Annotated in this window: 20 protein-coding genes and 1 tRNA gene; 16 read left to right on the top strand and 5 right to left on the bottom strand. The window is 60.7% G+C overall.

The window, feature by feature from the left end; translation table 11 throughout:
* The first annotated feature begins 176 nt into the window (after window positions 1-176).
* From tpiA to ACLKMW_RS18400, 3 genes are all read left to right on the top strand, one after another.
* Window positions 177-941: a triose-phosphate isomerase gene (tpiA, locus tag ACLKMW_RS18410; RefSeq protein ID WP_415725955.1), complete on the top strand. Its 765-nt coding sequence runs from the start codon at window positions 177-179 to the stop codon at window positions 939-941.
* A 156-nt stretch (window positions 942-1,097) separates the two neighbouring features.
* Complete coding sequence (gene secG, locus ACLKMW_RS18405) at window positions 1,098-1,526, top strand: preprotein translocase subunit SecG (RefSeq protein WP_415725954.1); 429 nt, start codon at window positions 1,098-1,100, stop codon at window positions 1,524-1,526.
* A 196-nt stretch (window positions 1,527-1,722) separates the two neighbouring features.
* Window positions 1,723-2,643: a L,D-transpeptidase gene (locus ACLKMW_RS18400; RefSeq protein WP_415725953.1), complete on the top strand. Its 921-nt coding sequence runs from the start codon at window positions 1,723-1,725 to the stop codon at window positions 2,641-2,643.
* A 155-nt stretch (window positions 2,644-2,798) separates the two neighbouring features.
* Here the strand turns inward: ACLKMW_RS18400 and ACLKMW_RS18395 are convergent, their stop codons facing one another.
* The gene (locus tag ACLKMW_RS18395; RefSeq protein WP_415725952.1) at window positions 2,799-3,515 is read right to left on the bottom strand and encodes a hypothetical protein; all 717 of its coding nucleotides are present in this window, start codon (window positions 3,513-3,515) and stop codon (window positions 2,799-2,801) included.
* A 223-nt stretch (window positions 3,516-3,738) separates the two neighbouring features.
* On the opposite strand from ACLKMW_RS18395, the gene cckA reads away from it, so the two are divergent.
* The 5 genes from cckA (at window position 3,739) to ACLKMW_RS18370 (ending at window position 11,860) form a co-directional block, all read left to right on the top strand.
* Window positions 3,739-6,339: a cell cycle histidine kinase CckA gene (cckA, locus tag ACLKMW_RS18390; protein WP_415725951.1), complete on the top strand. Its 2,601-nt coding sequence runs from the start codon at window positions 3,739-3,741 to the stop codon at window positions 6,337-6,339.
* A 140-nt stretch (window positions 6,340-6,479) separates the two neighbouring features.
* Window positions 6,480-7,121, top strand: coding sequence for an ATP-dependent Clp protease proteolytic subunit (locus ACLKMW_RS18385; protein ID WP_415725950.1), 642 nt, complete (start codon window positions 6,480-6,482; stop codon window positions 7,119-7,121).
* Between the two features lie 291 nt (window positions 7,122-7,412).
* Window positions 7,413-8,687 carry an ATP-dependent Clp protease ATP-binding subunit ClpX gene (clpX, locus tag ACLKMW_RS18380; protein ID WP_415725949.1) on the top strand — a complete coding sequence of 425 codons (1,275 nt, stop codon included), beginning with the start codon at window positions 7,413-7,415 and terminating at the stop codon, window positions 8,685-8,687.
* A gap of 297 nt (window positions 8,688-8,984) precedes the next feature.
* Window positions 8,985-11,399, top strand: a complete 2,415-nt coding sequence (lon, locus tag ACLKMW_RS18375; RefSeq protein ID WP_415725948.1) for an endopeptidase La — start codon at window positions 8,985-8,987, stop codon at window positions 11,397-11,399.
* 188 nt (window positions 11,400-11,587) lie between these two features.
* Window positions 11,588-11,860: an HU family DNA-binding protein gene (locus ACLKMW_RS18370; RefSeq protein WP_415725947.1), complete on the top strand. Its 273-nt coding sequence runs from the start codon at window positions 11,588-11,590 to the stop codon at window positions 11,858-11,860.
* A gap of 201 nt (window positions 11,861-12,061) precedes the next feature.
* On the opposite strand, the gene ACLKMW_RS18365 is transcribed toward ACLKMW_RS18370, so the two are convergent.
* The 3 genes from ACLKMW_RS18365 to ACLKMW_RS18355 all read right to left on the bottom strand — a co-directional run bounded on the left by ACLKMW_RS18365 (window position 12,062) and on the right by ACLKMW_RS18355 (window position 13,272).
* Window positions 12,062-12,355: a glycine zipper domain-containing protein gene (locus ACLKMW_RS18365; RefSeq protein WP_415725946.1), complete on the bottom strand. Its 294-nt coding sequence runs from the start codon at window positions 12,353-12,355 to the stop codon at window positions 12,062-12,064.
* Window positions 12,356-12,447: 92 nt separating this feature from the next.
* Window positions 12,448-12,522, bottom strand: a tRNA-Val gene (locus ACLKMW_RS18360).
* Between the two features lie 66 nt (window positions 12,523-12,588).
* Complete coding sequence (locus ACLKMW_RS18355) at window positions 12,589-13,272, bottom strand: phosphoglycolate phosphatase (RefSeq protein WP_415725945.1); 684 nt, start codon at window positions 13,270-13,272, stop codon at window positions 12,589-12,591.
* 149 nt (window positions 13,273-13,421) lie between these two features.
* On the opposite strand from ACLKMW_RS18355, the gene rpiA reads away from it, so the two are divergent.
* The 4 genes from rpiA (at window position 13,422) to ACLKMW_RS18335 (ending at window position 17,707) form a co-directional block, all read left to right on the top strand.
* The gene (gene rpiA / locus ACLKMW_RS18350; RefSeq protein ID WP_415726017.1) at window positions 13,422-14,120 is read left to right on the top strand and encodes a ribose-5-phosphate isomerase RpiA; all 699 of its coding nucleotides are present in this window, start codon (window positions 13,422-13,424) and stop codon (window positions 14,118-14,120) included.
* 19 nt (window positions 14,121-14,139) lie between these two features.
* On the top strand, window positions 14,140-14,745 hold the full coding sequence (locus ACLKMW_RS18345) for a DUF2059 domain-containing protein (RefSeq protein WP_415725944.1): 606 nt from the start codon (window positions 14,140-14,142) through the stop codon (window positions 14,743-14,745).
* 57 nt (window positions 14,746-14,802) lie between these two features.
* Window positions 14,803-16,194 carry a glutathione-disulfide reductase gene (gene gor / locus ACLKMW_RS18340; protein WP_415725943.1) on the top strand — a complete coding sequence of 464 codons (1,392 nt, stop codon included), beginning with the start codon at window positions 14,803-14,805 and terminating at the stop codon, window positions 16,192-16,194.
* 139 nt (window positions 16,195-16,333) lie between these two features.
* Window positions 16,334-17,707 (top strand): class II 3-deoxy-7-phosphoheptulonate synthase, encoded by a 1,374-nt coding sequence (locus tag ACLKMW_RS18335; protein ID WP_415725942.1) that lies wholly within the window; start codon window positions 16,334-16,336, stop codon window positions 17,705-17,707.
* Between the two features lie 40 nt (window positions 17,708-17,747).
* Here the strand turns inward: ACLKMW_RS18335 and ACLKMW_RS18330 are convergent, their stop codons facing one another.
* Complete coding sequence (locus ACLKMW_RS18330) at window positions 17,748-18,818, bottom strand: GGDEF domain-containing protein (RefSeq protein ID WP_415725941.1); 1,071 nt, start codon at window positions 18,816-18,818, stop codon at window positions 17,748-17,750.
* Between the two features lie 301 nt (window positions 18,819-19,119).
* Here ACLKMW_RS18330 and ACLKMW_RS18325 point away from each other — a divergent pair, with 301 nt between their 5' ends.
* The 4 genes from ACLKMW_RS18325 to gltX all read left to right on the top strand — a co-directional run bounded on the left by ACLKMW_RS18325 (window position 19,120) and on the right by gltX (window position 23,263).
* Complete coding sequence (locus ACLKMW_RS18325; RefSeq protein ID WP_415725940.1) at window positions 19,120-19,539, top strand: GFA family protein; 420 nt, start codon at window positions 19,120-19,122, stop codon at window positions 19,537-19,539.
* 102 nt (window positions 19,540-19,641) lie between these two features.
* Window positions 19,642-20,001 (top strand): diacylglycerol kinase, encoded by a 360-nt coding sequence (locus ACLKMW_RS18320; RefSeq protein ID WP_415725939.1) that lies wholly within the window; start codon window positions 19,642-19,644, stop codon window positions 19,999-20,001.
* 57 nt (window positions 20,002-20,058) lie between these two features.
* Complete coding sequence (locus ACLKMW_RS18315; protein ID WP_415725938.1) at window positions 20,059-21,750, top strand: NAD+ synthase; 1,692 nt, start codon at window positions 20,059-20,061, stop codon at window positions 21,748-21,750.
* Between the two features lie 139 nt (window positions 21,751-21,889).
* Window positions 21,890-23,263, top strand: coding sequence for a glutamate--tRNA ligase (gltX, locus tag ACLKMW_RS18310; protein WP_415725937.1), 1,374 nt, complete (start codon window positions 21,890-21,892; stop codon window positions 23,261-23,263).
* Window positions 23,264-23,498: the final 235 nt, after the last annotated feature.

Here is a 23,498-nt window from a genome sequence, read left to right as displayed (position 1 = left end):
GGTTCCGGCTTTGTCGTACTTCGTGTATCGCAGCATAAACCAACGGCAATAGACTCCCCGCCGCCAAAACTCAATGACGATATGGCCATCCGTCAGTTTGCTTCACGTCGATTGCTTTGCGTTCGTATTTTGGTAGGGAGAGGGCACACCATGATCAGCAGGAACGGGAAAAGCACATGACGCCTGGAATTCGCCCCCTTGTCGCCGGCAACTGGAAGATGAACGGGACGAGCGCCTCGCTCGGCGAACTGCGCGCCATTGGGCACGGCTTCATGCATGGACTGGATGCCGACACCGAGGCGCTGGTCTGCGTGCCTGCGACCCTGATCGCCCGCGCCGCCGAACTCCTGGCAAGCACGCCCGTACGTGTCGGCGGGGAAGATTGCCACGCCAACGAAAGCGGCGCTCACACCGGTGATATTTCGGCCGAGATGATCAAGGACGCCGGCGCAACCTATGTGATCGTCGGGCATTCCGAGCGCCGGACCGACCATGGCGAAGACGATGCGGCCGTCCAGGCCAAGGCGCAGGCCGTGTGGAGAGCCGGGCTCGTCGCGATCATCTGCATCGGCGAAACGAAAGCCCAGCGCGAGTCGGGTGCGACGCTCGATGTCCTGTCGCGACAGATCGCAGGCTCGATCCCGCCGGGCGCCACGGCGACCAATACGATCATCGCCTATGAACCGGTCTGGGCAATCGGCACCGGGCTCACGCCGACCGTGGCGGATGTCGAGGAGGCGCACGCCCATATTCGCGCGCAACTCCTGCAAAAACTCGGCGCAGGCGCTGACGGGATGCGCATCCTGTATGGCGGCTCCGTCAAGCCTTCCAATGCGGTCGAACTGCTGGCTGTAGCCAATGTCGATGGGGCGCTGGTTGGCGGGGCAAGTCTCAAGGCAGCGGACTTCCTGGGTATCGCCGAGGCATATCAGTCGATTTGACGCGATCGATCAGGGGGCATCAATCCGTTGCAATGCGGCTCAAGCTTCCCATATTGCCGGGACGGGCTTGGAAATGCCGGAAAAGCGTTGTATTGAGCCGCCTCCAAAGCAAAGGGCTCATCCGCGCCCGCCTTTCCGCCAGATTTGGGTGAAGTCATGGAAACCGTTGTCATCGTCATCCATCTGATGGTCGTCCTCGCGCTTGTCGGCGTCGTGCTGCTGCAGCGTTCGGAAGGCGGCGGTCTTGGCATTGGCGGCGGTTCCGGCTTCATGACGGCGCGAGGGGCGGCCAATGCGCTGACGCGCGCCACGGCCATTTTGGCTGCGGCATTTTTTGCAACATCGCTGACGCTTTCGATCATGGCTCGATACGGCGAGCGGCCGACCGATATTCTCGACCGTGTTCCGACCACCCAAGGCAGCGGCCAGAATGGCGAAGGTACCGGCGGCAGCGGCGGCGTTCTCGACCAGCTTGGCGGCACGCCTACGCAGACCCCTGCGCCAGCCGCTCCATCGGGCAGCGATGCGGCCCCTTCAGCGCCTGCGCCCGCGCAGCCTGCAGCGCCGCAAGTTCCTGACCAATAAGAGCTTTGATGCCGCGACTGTTGTCGTTTGAACACAGTCGCGGCAAATGACGATTCCGTGCTGCCGGCCGCGCGCGGCGGCAAGCGATCTCACTTGAGATTTCAAGCGTTAATTGCTTATAGATTGCGCGATGGCAGTCTAGGCAATCTCGCCGTGTTTCTACACTGCCGCAGCATCGAATTTCGGAAGTTCCGCCATGCATATTCGCAGCCTTTTTCTCCTGGGTTTCTGCGCCGCCATCGGCATGTCCATGCCTGCCCATGCCGAGGCGCCGGCCAAGACATATCTCTTTCCCTCGAAGGCTAAATCCGAAGAGGGCGACAGCAAGGAGGTGAAAAAGCCAACGGCGAAGGAAAAGGTCCGGCAGAAGTCGCTGGCAAAATCCACGGCCGACACAAAGGCGAAGAAGGCGGCGCAGGCCAAGGAAAAGAAGGAAGCTGAGGCCGCCGCAAAACGCAAGCTCGCAGACCCGGCCTCGATCGTGCTGACCGGCAACAACGGCGAACTTCGCAGCGAAACGCAGAACGGGCCGCAGGGCGGGTTCCTTTCCGTACTGTTCGGCGGAGATCCGTCTTCGCCGCGCCTGCTCCCCGAGACACGCGCGCTCGACGCGGTGCTCGAGCAGAAGCAGTCCAGGAAGCAGTTCAAGGTGAAGTCCGATTTCGAGCCGCAATCGGTTGCGTTCTCAGGTTATCCGCGCGGCACCATCGTCATCGATACGGGCGCCCGCTACCTCTATTTGGTTGAATCGTCATCGAGCGCGCGCCGCTACGCCATTGCGGTCGGTCGCGAAGGGCTTGAGTTCAGGGGCACGGCCACGGTCGGCGACAAACAGGAATGGCCGCGCTGGATTCCGACGCTCGACATGCAGAAGCGCGAACCGAAGAAATATGGCCAGTACAAGGACGGGATGCCGGGCGGCCCAGACAACCCGCTCGGCGCGCGGGCGATCTACCTTTATCAAGGCAAGAAAGACACGCACATCCGCATCCATGGCACCAACCAGCCGCAGACTATCGGCACCAATTCCTCCAATGGCTGCTTTCGGATGGTCAACGACCACGTCATGGATCTCTATCGTCGCGTGAAGATGGGCACCGACGTGGTTGTCCTCTAGCTGAAACTCACCGGCGGCCTTGATCGGCCGTTTCACCACGCAGCCTGAAGCGGCGAAGTCACGGTCCTGCTTGAGGCAGCGGCTCGAGTTTCGGCTTTTGCAGGAATTAGACAGAGCGGCTCGTCCGATCCTCACGAAGTTCCGTTGCTTTCCACCTACTTCTTGTGGGTGGAAAGTTCGTCCAGCAATTTCGTCATCTCGTCGTCAAGGGAGGCGGCGCGGCGCTCCGATCCAGCCGGCTTGTCGTCGAGCGAAATCTCCAACTCCCTTACCAGTTCGTCGTCAATATTCTCCCGCGGTGCTGCGGGAGGGCTCAAGGGAATTGCCGGCGTTTCCCGAGGCGGTGCAGGTGTTGGCTGCGCCGGCGAGGGAGACTGGGGCGCGATTCTTTGCTGAGGCGGGGTTGGTGCAACAGCAGCAGGAGGTGGTGCCGGCGGAGGAGCGGGACGCCGTACCGGCACCGGCGGCGCCTCGCGCGTTTGCCGCTGCGGTGGGGCGGGCGGCTGATCTGCCGGTCGTGGCCTTGCCTGCTGCGATTCGAGCCGGCTTTCGCCGGCAAGCGACGGGCGTTTCTGCTGGCTCAGGCGGATATCGCGTTCGACGACAATGTCGGTCTGCCCGCCGATCAGAATCAGATGCTCGACATCGTCACGGCGAACGAGCACGAGCCGTCGGTTGCTGTCGATCGCGGTTGCGTCCATCACGGCAAGCCGCGTCTTGCGGTTGCGTCCGCCAGCCACGAAAGTGCCGAAGGTCATGCTGCGGATGAGCTTGATGATGATCAGGACAACAACAAGGAAGATCAGCGCCGCAAATGTCCAGAGTAAGGCCGATGTGTATCCCGGACCGGCAATGCTATCCAGCCATTCCATCCTCGAACATCCCCATGCCTCGTTGCCCGGACGCAACACTAGACTGTCGGCGACAATATCTGCAAGCCGGCTTTCGTGGGCGGTGGAGAGAGGAAAAGCACAGCGTGTTGCACTGCCCGGTTTTTCGCCGCGCTTTTTCAAGCTATGCCTATCCGCGCCTGGAAGAATGTGATTCAACCGGGCCGGCGCGCACTGGGCCGGGGCAAAGACAAGAGACGGACGTATGGCTAAGGATACACGGGGGGATTTCTATCCCGTACCGATCGTCGATCAGCACACGCGCCCCGGCGCGGTAACGCGCCTGATTATCTTCATCGTGGTGCTCACCGGAGCCGCGATCGTTTTCGGCATATTCCAGGAACGCCTGGGCGACCCGTTCCTGCTTGGCATGCTCGGCGTTCTGGCAATGATCGGCGTAGGCTATCTGTTCGCCACAGCCATCGGGTTCGTGCAGATCGCCTCGCGCTCGACGACCGATCAACTGTCCAAGGCATTCGTCGATTCGATGTCGCAAGGGCTGATGGTCACCGACACCAAGGGCAGGGTGATCTACGCCAATCGCGCCTATGCCGATATGACGGGGGCCACCACGCCCGTCGATCTGAAAACGGTCGAGAGCCTCCTGTCCGATATCCCCGAAGCGTCCTCGACGATCTATCGCCTGGCCTCCGGCCTGCGCGACGGCCAACCTGGGGATGGCGAGTTTCGCCTGTCGCAAGCGGTGCGCCCCGGTTCCGAGCCGGGTGCGCGCTGGTATCGCGTCAGGGCGCGCGCCTTCAGCGTGCCGGGCCAGCGGCCCCCGTTTTTTTCCTGGCAACTTGCGGATATTTCCAAGGAGCGCGCTGAGCAGGAGCGGTTCTTCCTCGACCTGCAGGAGGCAATCGACCATCTCGATCATGCTCCGGCCGGATTCTTCTCGGCCGATCAGGAAGGGCGGATCACCTACATAAATGCCACCCTGGCGGAGTGGCTGGGCATCGATCTGGCAAGCTTCACACCGGGCGGCATTACCCTGCAGGAGATCGTCGCCGGCGACGGCATGGCGCTGGTGCGCTCTGTCAAGGCCGATCCGGGCGCCACGCGCAACGCGATAATCGATCTCGATCTGGCGACGGTGAACGGCGAGGCGCTGCCGGTGCGGTTCATGCATCGCGTATCGGCAAGCCGCGAAGGCCTGAGCGGCCCCACGCGCACCATCGTCCTTAACCGAACGCAAGGCGAAGATTCGTCAGCCGATCTGCGCGCTTCGGAGGTGCGCTTCACGCGCTTCTTCAACTCCACGCCGATGGCCATCGCGGGCGTCGATCAGGCCGGCCACATCCTGCGCACCAATGCACCCTTCCTGTCGCTGTTTTCGACCGTGGTCGATCGCGATGCGGTCGACCGTCGCGTGCGGCTTGATACTGTCATCCATGAGCGCGACCGCTCGGCACTTGCCGCCGCGCTCGACAAGGCACGGCAGCGGCAAGCCGACATTCCGCCGATCGAGACGGTTCTGCCCGACAACGAAGAGCGCCACATGCGCTTTTATGTCAACGCGATTGCCGATGGCGCTGATGGGGAAGATGCCGAGGAGGCGGCAATCGTCTATGCGGTTGAGACCACGGAGCAGAAGGCGCTCGAAAGCCAGATGGCCCAAAGCCAGAAGATGCAGGCTGTCGGCCAGCTTGCCGGCGGCATCGCACATGATTTCAACAATGTGCTGACGGCCATCATCATGGCCTCCGACCTTCTCTTGACCAATCACCGGCCGTCCGATCCCTCGTTCCCCGACATCATGAACATCAAGCAGAACGCCAACCGCGCCGCCTCGCTGGTGCGGCAATTGCTGGCGTTTTCTCGCAAGCAGACGCTGCGGCCTGAAGTTCTGAACCTGACGGACGTTCTGGCTGATCTGCGCATGCTGCTTGCCCGCCTCGTCGGCACCTCCGTCAAGCTCAGGGTCGACCATGGGCGCGACCTCTGGCCGGTGAAGGTCGATCTCGGCCAGTTCGAGCAGGTCATCGTGAACCTTGCAGTCAATGCACGCGACGCGATGCCTGATGGCGGCGATCTTGTGGTTCGGACCAAGAACGTGGCCGAAGACGAGTGCCGCGCCTACGGATATCGCGAACTGACGCCCGCCGACTATGTCGTGGTTGAGGTCGAGGACACGGGCACCGGCATTCCGCCGGATGTTCTGAAGAAGGTGTTCGAACCGTTCTTCACCACCAAGGAGGTGGGCAAGGGCACCGGCCTCGGCCTGTCGATGGTCTATGGCATCATCAAGCAGACCGGAGGCTTCATCTTCTGCGATTCCGAACCCGGCAAGGGAACCGTATTTCGCATCTTCCTGCCACGCCATGTGGGTGAGGCGAAGCCGGTGGCTGAAGCCGGGCGGCAATCTCCTGCCGTCCAATCCGCCGATGCAGAGGCGGCGGCGCCTAAGGTGGCGGAAGCCGCGCGCGACCTTTCGGGGTCGGCGGTCGTGCTGCTTGTGGAGGACGAGGACGCAGTTCGCATGGGCGGCATGCGTGCGCTGACGTCGCGCGGCTATACGGTGCATGAGGCCTCGTCCGGCGTCGAGGCACTGGAAGTCTATCACGAGCTCGAGGGCAAGGTGGATGTCGTGGTCTCCGACGTCGTGATGCCGGAAATGGACGGTCCGACGCTGCTTGGCGAATTGCGCAAGCTGCAGCCCGACATCAGGTTCATCTTCGTGTCCGGTTATGCCGAGGACGCATTTGCCCGCAATCTGCCGGCCGACGCGCAATTCGGCTTCCTGCCCAAGCCGTTCTCGCTCAAACAGCTTGCGACCGTCGTCAAGGAAGTGCTGGAGCGATAGCCGCCCTGACCTTTGGACAGTCGCGCGGGGCTACAGTCGGCCTTGCGCAACAGGGAGGGCGCATCCTATTTATCGGATACAGTCACTCGATGATTCTGCCGTCCAGCGCCGGAATCCAAATCCTGACAAAGGGACGATCTATGAAGCACCCCGTGGATACCGTAATGAACCTCGTGCCGATGGTCGTCGAACAGACCAACCGCGGCGAGCGCGCCTACGACATTTTCTCGCGCCTCCTCAAGGAGCGCATCATCTTCATCACCGGCCCGGTTGAGGACGGAATGGCGACGCTGGTTTGCGCCCAGCTCCTGTTCCTTGAGGCAGAGAACCCGAAGAAGGAAATTTCGCTCTACATCAATTCGCCTGGCGGCGTAGTCACGAGCGGCCTGGCGATCTATGACACGATGCAATTCATCAAGCCGGCGGTTTCCACGCTCTGCATCGGGCAGGCCGCTTCGATGGGTTCGCTTCTGCTCTGCGCCGGCCATAAGGACATGCGGTTCGCAACGCCGAACGCCCGCATCATGGTCCATCAGCCCTCGGGCGGCTTCCAGGGCCAGGCATCGGACATTGAACGGCATGCGCAGGATATCATCAAGCTGAAGCGCCGCCTCAACGAGGTCTACGTCAAGCACACCGGCAAGGACTATGACACCATCGAGAAAACGCTCGATCGCGACCATTTCCTGACCGCCGATGAGGCGAGGGACTTTGGGTTGATCGACAAGGTGATTTCATCCCGCGAATTGATGGAAACGCAGGAATCCTTGACGGCAAAGTGACGGAGTTTCAGGACAAGCCCGGCGAATGACGCACTTTTGTGCGGGCTTGCGGCAATTCGGTCACAATTTGCTGTTTCCTCGACGGCCGCTAAGACCTACGTTAAGCCTATATTGAGTTAGGCAGCTTAGCTTTTCAGTGGGGTTGCTGCGAATCATCGCTGCGTTTTCCGGGTTGTGTTTGGTACGGAACGCGTTGAGGAGCCAAACCGCTGCGGCGAACAGCGCCAGCGGCGGAACATGTCGAGTTCAGCCTGGTTGAGGACCAGGCAGTTCTGAAAGGACTTGGATAAAATGAGCAAGGTCAGCAACGGCGGGGGTGATTCCAAGAACACGCTTTATTGCTCGTTCTGCGGAAAAAGCCAGCATGAGGTACGCAAGCTGATCGCCGGCCCGACGGTCTTCATCTGCGACGAATGCGTCGAGCTTTGCATGGACATCATCCGTGAGGAAAACAAGACTTCCATGGTGAAGTCTCGCGAGGGTGTTCCGACTCCGCAGGAAATCCTGGCGGTGTTGGACGACTATGTGATCGGTCAACCCTATGCCAAGCGCGTTCTATCGGTCGCGGTTCACAACCACTACAAGCGGCTGGCCCACGCGTCGAAGAACAACGACGTGGAGCTCGCGAAATCCAACATCCTGCTGATCGGCCCCACCGGCTGCGGCAAGACGCTTTTGGCGCAGACGCTCGCCCGCATCATTGACGTGCCGTTCACCATGGCCGATGCCACGACGCTGACGGAAGCCGGCTATGTCGGTGAGGATGTCGAGAACATCATTCTGAAGCTGCTTCAGTCGGCCGACTACAATGTCGAGCGCGCCCAGCGCGGCATCGTCTATATCGACGAGATCGACAAGATCAGCCGCAAGTCTGACAATCCGTCGATAACCCGCGACGTGTCGGGTGAAGGCGTGCAGCAGGCACTGCTCAAGATCATGGAAGGCACGGTCGCCTCCGTGCCGCCGCAGGGTGGCAGGAAGCATCCGCAGCAGGAATTCCTGCAGGTCGACACGGCCAACATCCTGTTCATCTGCGGCGGGGCCTTTGCCGGACTCGACCGGATCATTTCTGATCGCGGCCGCAAGACCTCGATCGGCTTCGGCGCGACGGTTGCCTCGCCTGAGGACCGCCGTGCGGGCGACCTGTTCCGTCAGGTAGAGCCCGAGGATCTGCTGAAATTCGGCCTCATTCCGGAATTCGTCGGCCGCCTGCCGGTTCTGGCGACGCTGGAGGACCTCGACGAGCCGGCGCTCATCCAGATTCTCACCGAACCGAAGAACGCGCTGGTGAAGCAGTATCAACGCTTGTTCGAGATGGAGAATGTCGAGCTGTCGTTCCATGAGAATGCGCTTTCGGCTATCGCCAAGCGGGCGATCGAACGCAAGACCGGCGCGCGCGGCCTGCGCTCGATCATGGAAGCCATTCTGCTTGACACGATGTTTGAATTGCCGGCGCTCGAGGGCGTTCAGGAAGTCGTGATCTCCGAGGAAGTGGTGACCGGCAGTGCCCGGCCGCTCTATATCTACTCGGAGCAGAAGGAAAAGAAGGGCAATGTCAGCGCGTGATTGCCCTTCAGGCACAATCATTTGAACGCGGCGCCGAAAGGCGCCGTGTTCTTATGATGCGCGTTCGAGAGGCTGCAACTTCCGTTGCATCCGCTTCATTTGGCCGACCGCGCGGCGCGGCGATGGCTTGCCGGCTCTTGATCTTTGTCGGACGCGCATCCAATTAACAGCGAAAGGCCGTGGCTGCATTCCGTGCTTAAAACTCCGTAACCAACGGTGATAGGCGGAACGGTTCGCGGCCGTTAATATGAGAATCGCGGTTGGCCAATGCGCGGCCGCGAGAGGAAAGGTTGGACAATGGCCAAGATACCCAGGTCTTCCGGCGACGCCGTGTTTGCAGTGCTCCCGCTGCGCGACATCGTGGTGTTTCCGCACATGATCGTTCCGCTGTTCGTGGGACGCGAAAAGTCGATCAAGGCGCTGGAAGAGGTAATGGGCGCGGAGACGCAGATCCTGCTAGCGACCCAGATGAACGCCGCCGATGACGACCCCGAGCCCGATGCCATCTACGACGTCGGCACGCTCGCCAACGTTCTCCAGCTTTTGAAGCTGCCGGACGGCACGGTAAAAGTGCTGGTCGAAGGCACGGCGCGCGCCCGCATCGCCGAGTTTACCGATCGTGACGATTTCCATGAGGCCAGAGCAATCGAGCTCATCGAGCCGGAAGAAGAGGAAATCGAGATCGAAGCGCTTGCCCGCTCGGTCGTGGTCGACTTCGAAAACTATGTGAAGCTGAACAAGAAGATTTCGCCCGAGGTCGTTGGCGCGACCAGCCAGATCGACGACTATTCCAAGCTGGCCGACACGGTGGCTTCGCATCTCGCTATCAAGATTCCCGAAAAGCAGGAGATGCTTGCCACCCTTTCGGTGCGTGAGCGGCTTGAGAAGACCATGGGCTTCATGGAAGCGGAAATCTCCGTCCTTCAGGTGGAGAAGCGCATCCGCTCGCGCGTCAAGCGCCAGATGGAGAAGACCCAGCGCGAATATTATCTCAACGAGCAGATGAAGGCGATCCAGAAGGAGCTCGGCGAGGGCGAGGACGGCCGCGACGAGGTGGCCGAACTGGAGGCGCGCATCAAGAAGACGAAGCTTTCCAAGGAAGCGCGCGAGAAGGCCGAGGGCGAGCTGAAGAAGCTGCGTTCCATGTCGCCAATGTCGGCGGAATCGACCGTCGTGCGCAATTATCTGGACTGGCTGCTGTCGATCCCGTGGGGCCGGAACTCCAAGGTCAAGCAGGATCTGCATTTTGCCCAGGAAGTGCTCGACGCCGATCACTACGGTCTCGACAAGGTCAAGGATCGCATCGTCGAATATCTGGCCGTGCAAAGCCGCCAGAAGAAGATCAAAGGACCGATCCTTTGCCTCGTCGGCCCTCCCGGCGTGGGCAAGACTTCGCTTGGCAAGTCGATCGCCAAGGCGACCGGCCGTGAGTTCGTTCGCATGGCACTCGGCGGCGTTCGCGATGAGGCTGAAATCCGCGGCCACCGGCGCACCTATATCGGCTCGATGCCCGGTAAGGTTATCCAGTCGATGAAGAAGGCCAAGAAGTCCAATCCGCTCTTCCTGCTCGACGAGATCGACAAGATGGGCCAGGACTTCCGTGGCGATCCGTCTTCGGCGCTGCTCGAGGTGCTTGATCCGGAGCAGAACGCAACGTTCATGGACCACTATCTGGAGGTCGAGTACGACCTTTCGAGCGTGATGTTCGTGACGACGGCCAATACGCTGAACATTCCAGCGCCCTTGATGGACCGCATGGAAATCATCCGTATTGCCGGCTACACCGAAGACGAGAAGGTCGAAATCGCCAAGCGGCACCTGATGCCGAAGGTGGTGCGCGATCACGCGTTGCAGCCGAAGGAGTTCTCCGTTTCGGAAGAAGCGATCCGGGCGATCATCCAGACCTACACGCGTGAGGCCGGCGTGCGCAGCCTCGAGCGCGAGCTGATGAAGCTTGGGCGCAAGGCCGTCACGGAGATCATCAAGACCAAGAAGAAGTCGGTGAAGGTCACGCCGGACAATCTGTCCGACTATCTTGGCGTGCCGCATTTCCGCTTCGGCCAGGTCGAGGCTGACGATCAGGTCGGCGTGGTGACCGGGCTTGCCTGGACGGAGGTCGGCGGCGAACTGCTGACGATCGAAGGCGTGATGATGCCGGGCAAGGGCAAGATGACGGTTACCGGCAACCTCCGGGACGTCATGAAGGAATCGATCTCCGCGGCGGCATCCTATGTCCACTCCCGCGCAATCGATTTCGGTATCGAGCCGCCGCTGTTCGACAAGCGCGACATCCACGTGCACGTGCCGGAAGGCGCGACGCCCAAGGATGGTCCGTCGGCGGGCGTTGCCATGGCGACCGCGATCGTTTCGGTGCTGACCGGAATCCCGGTCCGGGCTGATGTCGCCATGACCGGCGAGATCACGCTACGTGGCAGGGTTCTGCCGATCGGCGGCCTCAAGGAGAAGCTGCTCGCAGCGCTTCGCGGCGGCATCAAGAAGGTGCTGATCCCGGAAGAAAACGCCAAGGATTTGGCCGAGATTCCGGACAATGTGAAGAGCGGCATGGAGATTATTCCGGTATCCAGGGTCGGCGAAGTGCTGCGCCACGCGCTGGTCCGCATGCCCGAGCCGATCGAGTGGGTCGAGCCAGTCGAGACGGCGGCGTCCTCGGCAGAAACGTCGGGCGAGGCGGGAAAAACCCTGGCTCATTGACCGATCAATGCGCCAAAATCACCATTCAAGTCGAAAGCCGGGCCTCGCGCCCGGCTTTTTCGTTGAAAAACCGCGGAAAACCAAGGAATCTCGACGTTTCCCGCTTGGTTGCGCGAACGCTTCTTTCTAAGGTTCGTCTCCTGCCGGTTGAGTCGTTTGTCCCGGTTTTTTCATGGAAGGAAGTCCTTATGAACAAGAACGAATTGGTGTCTGCCGTTGCCGAAACCGCCAACCTTTCCAAAGGCGACGCGCAGTCAGCCGTTGAGGCGGTGTTTTCCGTCATCACCGGAGAGCTGAAAAAAGGCGGCGATGTCCGTCTCGTCGGCTTTGGAAATTTCTCAGTATCGAAGCGTGCCGCATCGACCGGGCGCAACCCGCAGACTGGTGCCGAGGTACAAATTCCGGCCCGCACCGTGCCCAAGTTTTCTGCAGGCAAGGGCCTCAAGGACGCCGTCAACTGATCCGTTCTCGATCCATCGGATCACAGAAAAGCCCGGCAGTAGCTGGGCTTTTCCTTTTGAATGAACAGGAAACGCCGGTCAGGAAGCTCTCCGGTGCACTTAGAGCGCCGTGCGTCCAATCGGACGTACAATGGACGCTCTAACACTTTGGTTGAGCATCGGATTGTTCCGAAAACCGGATTCCACTTTTCGGTCCGATGCTCAGTAACCGGCAGGGCAACGGGCGATGTAGCGACGCCCACTACGGTCGCGATAGTAGCATTGGCCGGGCTCATTCGCGCGACCAATAAGCGCGCCTGCCACAGCGCCAACGGCGCCGCCTACCAATGCCCCTTCGACATCTCCTGATACGGCGCCACCGATGACCGCACCTGTGGCGCCGCCAATGACCGCGCCCTTTTCCGTCTGAGTGCAGCCGGCGAGGGCAACTACAGCGGTTAACGCCAAGAGGATCTTACGCACGAGGTTTCCTCCCTTCGATTTGAAGATGAGCATCAAACCTTCCGGAGCGCCATAAGTTCCAGAAGTTGCAACAAACGGTGACGTTCGCGCCAGAGCTTCTGAAAAGCCGATAATCCAAAGGGGAATGGTGGGCGATGCAGGGATTGAACCTGCGACCCCACCCGTGTGAAGGGTGTGCTCTCCCGCTGAGCTAATCGCCCGCTCGTTGCCCGAAGGCCAAGCGAGCCGGGATATAAGGGGGCAGCGGGCGCGAAGTCAAGGCGTTCTCAGCGTTCGGCAACGGCAATCAACTGCTCAGCCAACTCGACGGTCAGTTCGTCATAGTGCGAAATCACTTTCGATGGGTCGTATTCGCGCACGTGCAGGTCGGTGTAGCCGAAATCTACGGCAACGACGGGGATGCCGGCCGCCTTGGCGGTGTCGATATCGGTCTGCGAATCGCCCACCATGACAGCGCCTCGCGGGTCGCCGCCGGCCTTCAGGATGGTCTCTGTCAGATGTCGGGGATCGGGCTTGCGGAAGGCGAAGGTGTCCTGGCCGCAGATCGCCGAGAAATAGTGATTCAAACCCAGAGAGAGTATGAGCTTGCGTGAGAACGCTTCTGCCTTGTTGGTGCAGATCGCCAACAGGAATCCGGCTTCGGTGAAGCGGTCGAGCGCCACGACGACACCAGGATAAGGCTGCGATTTGCCGGGAATGTTGAGACCGTAGTGGTCGAGATAAAGAGCCAACAGTCGGTCGTGTTCGGCAGCGGGCAGGGGCGTGTTGTGTGCCGCATAGGCGCGCTCGATCAAGGCCCTGCCGCCATGGCCGACATAGCCGCGCAGTCCGCTGACATCGGCATCAGCCACGCCGCCTATGCCCAATATGTGCTTGAGGCTGTCCAGAAGATCCGGCGCCGTGTCGACCAGTGTCCCATCCAGGTCGAATACGATGATCGGGCGGCTCATGGCAGCTCCTGCTGTGATTGAACGAACCCTTCGCGCATAGCCCGCAAGTGTTTTGCGTGCAAGCAAGGCTGGCGGCATCGAAGACCTTTGCCATGAAGCGCAAAGATGATAGGAGCGCCAGGAAACATCAGGCTGAGGCGGACATTCCGATGGATGCGCGACAATTGAAGATCGAGGCCGCCCAGGTGGCGCTCGGCCACGTGAAAGACGGTATGCGCCTTGGCATCGGCACTGGTTCGACGGCCGAGGAATTCGTCCGGCTGTTGGCCGTGGAAGTCGCGGCGGGCATGAAGATCATCGGCGTGCCGACCTCGGAACGCACCGCGGCGCTGTGTGTGGAACTCGGCGTTCCCCTCTTGACACTCGACGAGACGCCGGTTCTTGACCTCACCATAGACGGCGCCGACGAGATCGACGGCAATCTGACGTTGATCAAGGGCGGCGGCGGCGCGTTGCTGCGCGAGAAGATCGTCGCGGCGGCATCCGCGAGCATGATTGTCATTGCCGACCAGTCGAAGCTCGTCGAAACGCTAGGCAAATTTCCATTGCCTATCGAGGTGAACCGCTTCGGGCTGAGGGCGACAGAACTGGCGATCGCAGCGGTTGCCGAAAAACACGGCCTGCCATCAAGCCTGGCCCTGCGGATGAGCAATGGGACACCTTTCGTTACAGACGGCGGGCATTTTATTGTCGACGCATCTTTTGGCCGCATTCCCGATCCAAGAGCGCTATCAAACGATCTTCATGCCGTTCCGGGGGTTGTCGAACACGGTCTGTTCCTTGACTTGGCCGAGGCGGCCGTCATCGCAGGAGCTGACGGCGTACGCACGGTCCACGCGACCCGATAAACAGGGAGTTCCATCCACCATGACATTGGTCAATCGTGTTCGTCGCTTTTCAGTAGGTCTGGCGGCATCCGCAATCGTCGCAATTGCCTCGCCGGTCTCTGCGCAGGAAATCTCCGACGCGCATCTGAAGGCTGCGCGCGACGCCGTTGCCGCGATCAATGCGACAGACATGTACGACACCATTCTGCCGCAAGCGGCTGCCGCGCTAAAGGCTGAGCTCATTCAGAAGAATCCGGATCTTCAGGCGGTTATTACCTCGACGGTCGACCAGACGGCGCTGAAGCTTGCCGGACGTCGCACCGATCTGGAGAAGGAAGCAGCCCTTGCCTATGCTCGGGTGTTTTCGGCCGAAGATCTTAATAATATCGCGACTTTCTATACCTCGCCCACCGGCCAGAAGCTGTTGCAGGATGGTCCGATCGTCTCACGCGAGGTGGCGAAGGCTGCGGAAATCTGGCAGCGTGGCATAGCGCGCGATCTGGCCGAGGCATCCGGCAAGGAACTTGCCGCCCAGGTCAAGGACGTGCAGGCGCCGGCAACGGATGGCTCGCAGGCACCAGCACCGGCAACCGACGGTTCAGGGACACCCGCGCCCGAGACGCCGGCTCCGGCCCCGGCCAACTGACCGCCCGTCGCCTGAGCGGCGTCCGACAGGCCGGCAGCGCTTGCGCAGGGGGATTTCATGGCGAAATACGACTACGACCTTTTCGTTATCGGCGGCGGCTCCGGCGGCGTGCGCGCAGCACGGGTCGCGGCATCGCTCGGCAAGAGGGTCGGCATAGCCGAGGAGTACCGGTTCGGCGGCACTTGCGTGATCCGCGGCTGCGTGCCGAAAAAGCTCTACGTTTACGCTTCGCAGTTTCCCGAGCATTTCGAGGATGCCGCCGGCTACGGCTGGTCGGTACCTCCGGCACGCTTCGATTGGCGCCGACTCGTGGCCAACAAGGACCGGGAAATCGCGCGTCTCGAGGGTCTTTACCGGAAGGGCGTCGAAGGAGCGGGGGGCGAGGCCTTTGCCACGCGTGCGGTCCTCATCGATGCCCATACGATCAGGCTGGAAGGCGAAAACCGCACCATCACCGCCGATCAGATATTGATTGCCACGGGTGGCAGGCCGAACCCGCATGCGGCACTGCCCGGCCATGAGCACTGCATTTTCTCCAATGAAGCGTTCGATCTTCCCGAACTGCCGAAAGCGATCGTGATTGCCGGCGGCGGCTACATTGCCGTTGAATTCGCCAATATTTTTCACGGGCTCGGCGTTCAGACGACGCTGACCTACCGCGGCAAGGAGATATTGGGCCGTTTCGACATGGATGTGCGCCGCGCGCTGCACAAGACCATGGAAGAGAAGGGCATCAGGATACTGTGCCATGAGATATTCACGGCCATCGACAAGCGGTCGGATGGCCGACTGGATGCTCACCTTCAGGGCGGCGAGGTGCTGACGGTGGATCAGGTGATGCTGGCGCTTGGCCGCATCCCGAATACCGAAGACCTTGGACTTGAGGCGGCGGGCGTCGAGCGCGGCAGGACCGGCGAGATCATCGTGGATGATTTCTCGCGGACGAATGTCGCCAATATCTGGGCTATCGGCGACGTGACCAACCGTGTCCAGCTCACACCGGTGGCGATCCACGAAGCCATGTGCTTCGTGGAGACCGCCTTCAAGAACAATCCGACGCGGCCAGATCATGACTGCGTGCCGACAGCGGTGTTCTCGCAGCCGGAAATCGGAACGGTCGGCCTGTCCGAGGATGACGCCGCCAAGCGCTTTGCGAAGCTCGAGATTTACCGCGCCTCGTTCCGCCCGATGCGCTACACGCTGTCAGGACGCCAGGAGAAGATGCTGATGAAGCTCGTGGTCGACGCCGAAACGCGTCGGGTTGTCGGCGCGCATGTACTTGGACCGGATGCAGGCGAAATGGCGCAGCTTCTCGGAATTTCGCTGAAAGCACGGCTTACCAAGGATGATTTCGACCGCACGATGGCCGTCCATCCGACCGCGGCCGAAGAACTGGTAACCATGTACAAACCATCCTATCTTGTCGTGAATGGAGAACGGGTGGAGTAGCGTGCCGAGCGCCTCGTCTTGCTGGACATTTTCGCGGGGCTGGAATAGCGCCGCGGCTTCCTGTAATAGAGCCGGATTCCTGCAAAGAAGGAAAGCTCTGGGGCAAATCCGCCCCCTTATAACGACGTTAGGTACGACGATGACGAAATGGTCCCCGAATTCCTGGAGAAGCAAGCCGATCAGCCAGGTTCCCGCCTATCCGGACCAGGCTGCTTTGCAGGAGACCGAGGCTCGTCTGGCGACCTTTCCGCCGCTGGTTTTTGCAGGTGAGGCCCGCAAACTGAAGAAGCAACTCGCGCAAGTCGCCGCCGGCGAGGCATTCCTTCTGCAGGGCGGCGATTGTGCGGAAAGCTTTGCCGAGCATGGCGCCGACAATATTCGCGATTTCTTCCGCGTCTTCCTGCAGATGTCGGTTGTGTTGACCTTCGCCGGGCAGCAGCCGGTGGTGAAGGTCGGCCGCATTGCCGGCCAGTTCGCCAAGCCGCGCTCCTCCGACAACGAGACGCGCGACGGGATGACGCTGCCGAGCTATCGCGGCGACATCATCAATGGCATTGAGTTCGACGAGGCATCGCGCATCCCCGATCCGGCGCGCCAGACCATGGCCTACCGGCAGTCGGCGGCAACGTTGAACCTGTTGCGCGCCTTCGCGCAAGGCGGCTATGCCAGCCTTGAGAACGTACATAGCTGGATGCTCGGCTTCGTCTCCGACAGCCCTCAGGGAGAGCGTTACGCCGCTCTTGCAAACCGCATAACCGAAACCATGAATTTCATGCGGGCGATCGGCATCACCTCGGAGAGCAACTACGCGCTGCGGGAGACCGATTTCTACACCAGCCACGAGGCATTGCTTCTGGGTTACGAAGAGGCGTTGACCCGGGTCGATTCCACGTCGGGCGACTGGTACGCCACATCCGGCCACATGATCTGGATCGGCGACCGCACGCGCCAGGCCGACCATGCGCATATCGAGTATTGCCGCGGAATCAAGAATCCGCTTGGGCTGAAATGCGGTCCGTCGCTGACGCCTGACGGCCTGCTCGAACTGATCGATCTTCTCAACCCTGAAAACGAGCCTGGTCGGCTGACACTGATCGCGCGTTTCGGTGCCGACAAGGCGGGCGATCACCTGCCCAAGCTCGCACGCGCGGTGAAGAAGGAAGGGCGCAGTGTCGTCTGGTCATGCGACCCGATGCACGGCAACACGATTACGGCGGCCGGCTACAAGACGCGCCCGTTCGACCGCATCCTGCGCGAGGTGCAGACCTTCTTCGAGGTCCACCGGGCCGAAGGCACGCACCCGGGCGGCATCCATGTCGAGATGACCGGCAAGAACGTGACGGAGTGCACGGGCGGCGCGCGCGCCGTTCGCGACGAGGACCTGCAGAATCGCTATCACACCCATTGCGATCCGCGTCTCAACGCCGATCAAGCCATCGAGCTTTCTTTCCTTATCTCCGATCTGCTCAAGAAGCAGTCGGGAGCGCATGAGAAGAAGGTCGTAAACGGCTGAACCCCATTGCGGGAGAGGTCGCCGGCCTTTCCCGCAATCCTCAATCCTTCTTGTAGAGCAGCCAGTTCTTACCCATTCGATCGCGGATTTCGGAAAATCGCGTGGTCTGGTTGCGGCCGTTAAGCTTGGAGCGGTAAAGTGCGCGGTCGGTCTTGGCGTAGAGATCGTCGGCGCTGGTCGCGTCCGAGGCCATGCAGATTCCCATGGACACTGTGACCGGTCCGTAGTTGACGCCGGGCTGAGCGCCCGGAAAAAGTGTCTTTTCGATCAGCGCGCGGATGTTGTCGGCAAGTTCGAAGGTGGCGTGTTCAGTCGTCCCTTCAACGATCAGGGCGAATTCTTCGCCGCCGGTTCTGGCGACGAACATGTCGTCCCGAATGTTCGTCCGAAAAATGCCGGCGATAAGCTGGAGAATTCTGTCGCCGACGGGATGGCCATGACGGTCGTTGATCGTCTTGAACCTGTCGATGTCGGCGAGAATCAGCGCGTTGAACAGAACACTCCTGCTGTTGTTGTAGATATTGGCGATCCGCCTGTCGAAGGCGCGGCGATTCCATATCTGCGTCAGCGGGTCGGTATCTGCGAGATGCTTATATTCCTCGAGCTTGGACTTGACCGTCTCCAGTTCCGCCGACTTCTCCTTGAGAGCGTCGGTCGCCCGCTTGCCCTGGTCGATCGTGGAGGCCGTGGCGCTGGACATCGCGCAGGCAATCTTGTGCAGCAGGTCCTTGGTGATCGTGGCGCGATTGTTCAATCCGTCCGACGTCTGGTCGAGAATCTGGCCGTACTTCTCAAGATGCGAGCGCTCGCTTCGCAACAGTTGCGCGATGTCCTCAAGCTCGTGCGCAATGACTTCGCGTGCCTGTTCGACGATGCCTTGGCCATGATTTTGCGCAAAGTACTTCCGGCCGATCCGGTCGAGTTCTGTCTGGGTGGGGTGGTTGCCCAGTGCGATAACCTCCAGGCCGAGCCGAGGATTTGATCCCGAAAGCGCTTCGTAGAAAATCTCATAGTTACGCGGGAGGCCAACCACGCCCATCTGGCGCATGGTTGCGACCACCTGTGCGGCAACATCATTGCCGGGCTCGGCTTGGACAACGGCGGGCTGCATGCGTTCTCCACTTACTTGCGGGAAACGAACTTTACGCCGCTTCCGCAGTCAGGCCATCCTGACGATCAAGCAGTGAAGGGACACAATCCCAAAGCGTAGACGTCCCCCATACGACCGTCGCTTGCAGGCATGTTAAATGCAGCCCAGCTAAAGTTTCCTTAATCCAGCTTTGCCTGATATGGCCGATAGGATGAATGTTGGACGACGTAGTTCTTGCTATTGGTCCAGGCGACGGGAGTATTGACGGCTTAACATCGCAATCCCTGTTGGGCAGGCTGCTACAATTCTTTCGGAGGGTGGAATGAACGAGCGGAATACCGGGGCTTGCGGCTGCGGCGCTGTGCGCTTCACCACATCCGGACCATTGCGTGGCGTGGTTTACTGCCATTGCACGCAGTGCCGCCGGCAGAGCGGGCATTTTTACGCCGCGACGAACGTCGATGACGATTGCATCGACGTCGAAGGCGAGGAGAACATCACCTGGTACAGAGCTTCTCAAACTGCTCGCCGCGGCTTCTGCCGTTTTTGCGGATCGGCGCTGTTCTGGAAGCATGACGAGCTCGACTCGGTCTCGGTGGTGGCCGGCGCATTCGACTCTCCCTCCGGCCTTCACGGCGACTGCCACATCTTCGTTGCCGATAAGGGCAACTATTACGAAATCACCGACGATCTTCCGCAATTTTCGAAGTCCAGCCCCGATGTGAAGGTGGCGGATGAATGACCCGGCGCGCCACATGCGGGACGTGAGGCGACACCCTGACGGATGCACCTGAACCGGCGTATAACCGGTCTCCTCCTCCGGCGATTCGACAGGGAAACGTGAATGCAGCGCCTGATCAATGCCTTGCGCAATTCTTTGCGCGCCCTTGGCCGACTTCTCGGCAGCGAGACCGCGTTTCAGCAGGAGATCGTGCTGCTCGTGCTTGCCATACCCGTTGGCTGGTTCGTGGCAACCAGTTGGCGTGGCTATGCCTTGCTGCTTGGGGTGATCCTGTTTCTCATCGTGGTCGAAGTGTTGAACACGGCTGTCGAGGCGGCCTGCAATGCGCTGTCGCGCGAATTCCATAAGGACATTCAATTGGCGAAGGATTGTGGTTCGCTGGCCGTGCTGATTTCCGTCGCCATTGCTTTCGGGGTGTGGGCGCTTGCAATCGCCGAACGCATTATCGGTCATTCGCTATGATCCTGCCAATGACGCTCGGCATTGCCGGTTCAGAAACGGCGCGCTAAACCGCTTGTTATGACAACAAAACCTTCTTCGCCCGACGTCCTGCGCATCGCTATCGCCCAACTCAACCCGACTGTCGGCGATATCGACGGCAACCTGGCCAAGGCGCGCGAGGCGAGAGCCGATGCCGCTCGCAAGGGCGCCGACATCGTTCTGTTCACGGAACTGTTCATCGCCGGCTATCCGCCGGAGGACCTCGTGCTCAAGCCGGCTTTTCTAGCCGCCTGCGAACGGGCAGTGACGGCATTGGCCGAGGAAACAGGTGACGGCGGACCTGGTGTGATCGTCGGCACGCCCTTGAAGCGCAAGAGCGGCACGCATAATTCGATCATCGTTGCCGATGCAGGCAAGATCATCGCCGAACGCCACAAGGTCGATTTGCCAAATTACGGAGAATTCGACGAAAAACGCGTTTTCCAGGCGGGGCCGGATATGCCGGGACCTGTCAATTTTCGCGGTTTGCGGCTCGGGATTCCGATCTGCGAGGACATATGGGGCGAACACGGCGTCTGCGAGACGCTGGCAGAAAGCGGCGCGGAAATCCTGCTGGTGCCCAACGGATCGCCCTATTATCGCGGCAAGGTCGATGTGCGCCATCAGATCGTGATCAGGCAGGTGATCGAAACCGGTCTGCCAATTCTCTACGCCAACCAGCTTGGCGGTCAGGACGAATTGGTTTTTGACGGCGCGTCGTTTGCGATTTCGGCAGAGAAGTCGCTGGCGTTCCAGATGAGTCAATTCGAGGAGGCAGTTGTCGTCACCACCTGGAAGCGCGACCGCGCGGCTGATGGCTGGGTCTGCGTCGACGGGCCGATGTCGCGAATTCCCGAAACCGAGGAGGCCGACTACCGCGCCTGCATGATGGGCCTTCGTGACTACGTCAACAAGAACGGTTTCAAGGACGTGGTGCTTGGTCTTTCGGGCGGCATCGACTCGGCCATTTGCGCGACACTTGCGGTCGATGCGCTTGGAGAGGAGCGGGTGCATGCGGTGATGATGCCATATCGCTATACGTCGGAGGATTCGCTGAAGGACGCCGAAGATTGCGCCCGCGCGCTCGGCTGCCGCTATGACATCGTGCCGATTTTCGAACCGGTCGACGGCTTTTCGCGCGCACTTTCCGAACTCTTCGAAGGTACGAACGAGGGCACGACCGAGGAGAACCTGCAATCGCGTGCCCGTGGCGCGATCCTGATGGCGATTTCTAACAAATTCGGCTCGATGGTGGTCACCACCGGCAATAAATCGGAGATGTCGGTGGGCTACGCCACGCTCTATGGCGACATGAACGGCGGCTTCAACCCGATTAAGGACCTCTACAAGATGCAGGTCTACGCGCTGTCGCGCTGGCGAAACGGCACGGTGCCGCCGGGCGCGCTCGGCCCTTCCGGCGAGGTCATCCCCAGGAACATCATCGATAAGGCGCCCTCGGCGGAGTTGCGCCCGGACCAGACCGATCAGGACTCGCTGCCTCCTTACCCGGTGCTCGACGACATTCTTGAGTGCCTTGTCGAAAACGAAATGGGCGTTGAGGATATCGTCGCGCGCGGGCACGACCGCGCCACCGTCACGCGTATGGAGCACCTGCTCTACATCGCCGAGTACAAGCGTCGGCAGGCTGCGCCCGGCGTGAAAATCACCAAAAAGAACTTCGGCCGCGACCGCCGCTATCCGATCACCAATCGGTTTCGCGATCGCGGGTAGATCGCGATCTCGGTTGTAGATGGTTCCAACGAACCGGCATCGTGCCGCGGCACTCCTTCGCAGGCGAGGCGGCACCGCACGGATTGCGCAAGAGTCAGCCGGCCTTGCCAAGGCCATATCCTTCCGTTAACCGGGGAAAATGACCGTAACCGTTCGTTTCGCCCCGTCGCCGACGGGTCATATCCACATCGGCAACGCGCGCACCGCACTGTTCAATTGGCTATTCGCCATGAAGAATGGCGGCCGCTTCATCCAACGTTTTGACGACACCGATTTCCTGCGCTCAAAGCAGGAATATGCCGATGCAATCCTCTACGACCTGCATTGGCTTGGCATCTTTCCCGATGCTACCGAATATCAATCGAAGCGCATCGAAAGCTATGATGCGGCCGTTGAGCGGTTGAAGGCGGCCGGGGTGCTCTATCCCTGCTACGAGACGCAGGAAGAACTCGAACTGCGCCGCAAGATCCGACTGTCGCGGAAGCTGCCGCCCGTCTATGGCCGCGAGGCGCTCAAACTGACCGGCGAGGAACGCGAGACGCTCGAAGCGGAGGGGCGGCGGCCGCATTGGCGCTTCCTGCTGCCCAACTTCCGCGACAATCCCTTCGAGACGGACCGCACCGAAATACAGTGGCAGGATGTTGTCCGCGGGGAAGAAACGGTCGATCTCGCCTCATTGTCGGATCCTGTGCTGGTGCGCGAGGATGGCACCTATCTCTACACGCTGCCTTCGGTTGTCGACGATATCGACATGGGTGTAACGCACGTGATCCGCGGCGACGACCACGTCACCAACACCGGCGTGCAGATCGCGCTGTTTCAGGCGCTCGGCGCTGAACCGCCAGCCTTCGGTCACCACAATTTGCTGACGACAGGCACGGGTGAGGGGCTTTCGAAGCGCACCGGCGCCCTATCGATCGCGGGGCTCAGGGAATCGGGTCTTGAACCGATGGCCGTGGTCTCGCTCGCCGTGCTCATCGGCACCTCCGAAAATGTCGAGGCGGTGGCAAAGATGGCGGATCTGGCGGAACGCTTCGACCCGGCCGCGACCTCGAAATCCGCTTCCAAATTCGATCCGGCCGAACTGCTCGTGCTCAATCGGACGCTTCTCCACACAATGCCGTTCGAAGAGGCGCAAGGCAGGCTTTCGGCGATCGGCGTTTCGGGCGCATCCGCAGAAGCATTCTGGCTAGCCGTACGGGGAAATCTGGAGAAACTGTCCGACGCCGCCGGCTGGTGGCGTATCGTCGATCAGGGGCCGCAAGATCCGGTCGAACTCTCCGAGGCGGACGCAGGCTTCGTACGAGAAGCCTTCGAGTTCCTGCCTGAAGAACCTTGGGACCGCGATACCTGGAAAGTGTGGACAGGTTCCATCAAGGAAGCGACTGGGCGCAAGGGCAAGTCGCTTTTCATGCCCTTGCGGCTGGCGCTTACCGGGCTTTCGTCTGGCCCGGAGCTCGCAGATTTATTGCCTCTGCTGGGTCGGGAAGGAACCTTGGCCCGACGACCCTGACCTTCCGGTCCGTGTCGAGCGCCCGTATCGGCTGGGCGGCGTTCGGTGTCGCCACTGTCGGCGACGCGGGCTGCGGCGTGACGAAAGAACCTGACCCTGCTTCCTTGGGGCTTGCTGTCGGCTTTTGAAGCGCCTGATTGCCGGCGACGATCTGAAAATTCGCCGTTGTAGCGCAGCCGGCGATGACTGAACTCGCCGACGCCTCAAGCTGGCTGCACGGACGAGGATCGGCAAG

This window comes from Borborobacter xinjiangensis (genome assembly GCF_047739745.1).
Classification (GTDB): domain Bacteria; phylum Pseudomonadota; class Alphaproteobacteria; order Rhizobiales; family Rhizobiaceae; genus Pseudaminobacter.
The sequence above is the reverse complement of the archived record's forward strand: the minus strand, read 5'-3'. Positions and strand labels throughout refer to the sequence as shown.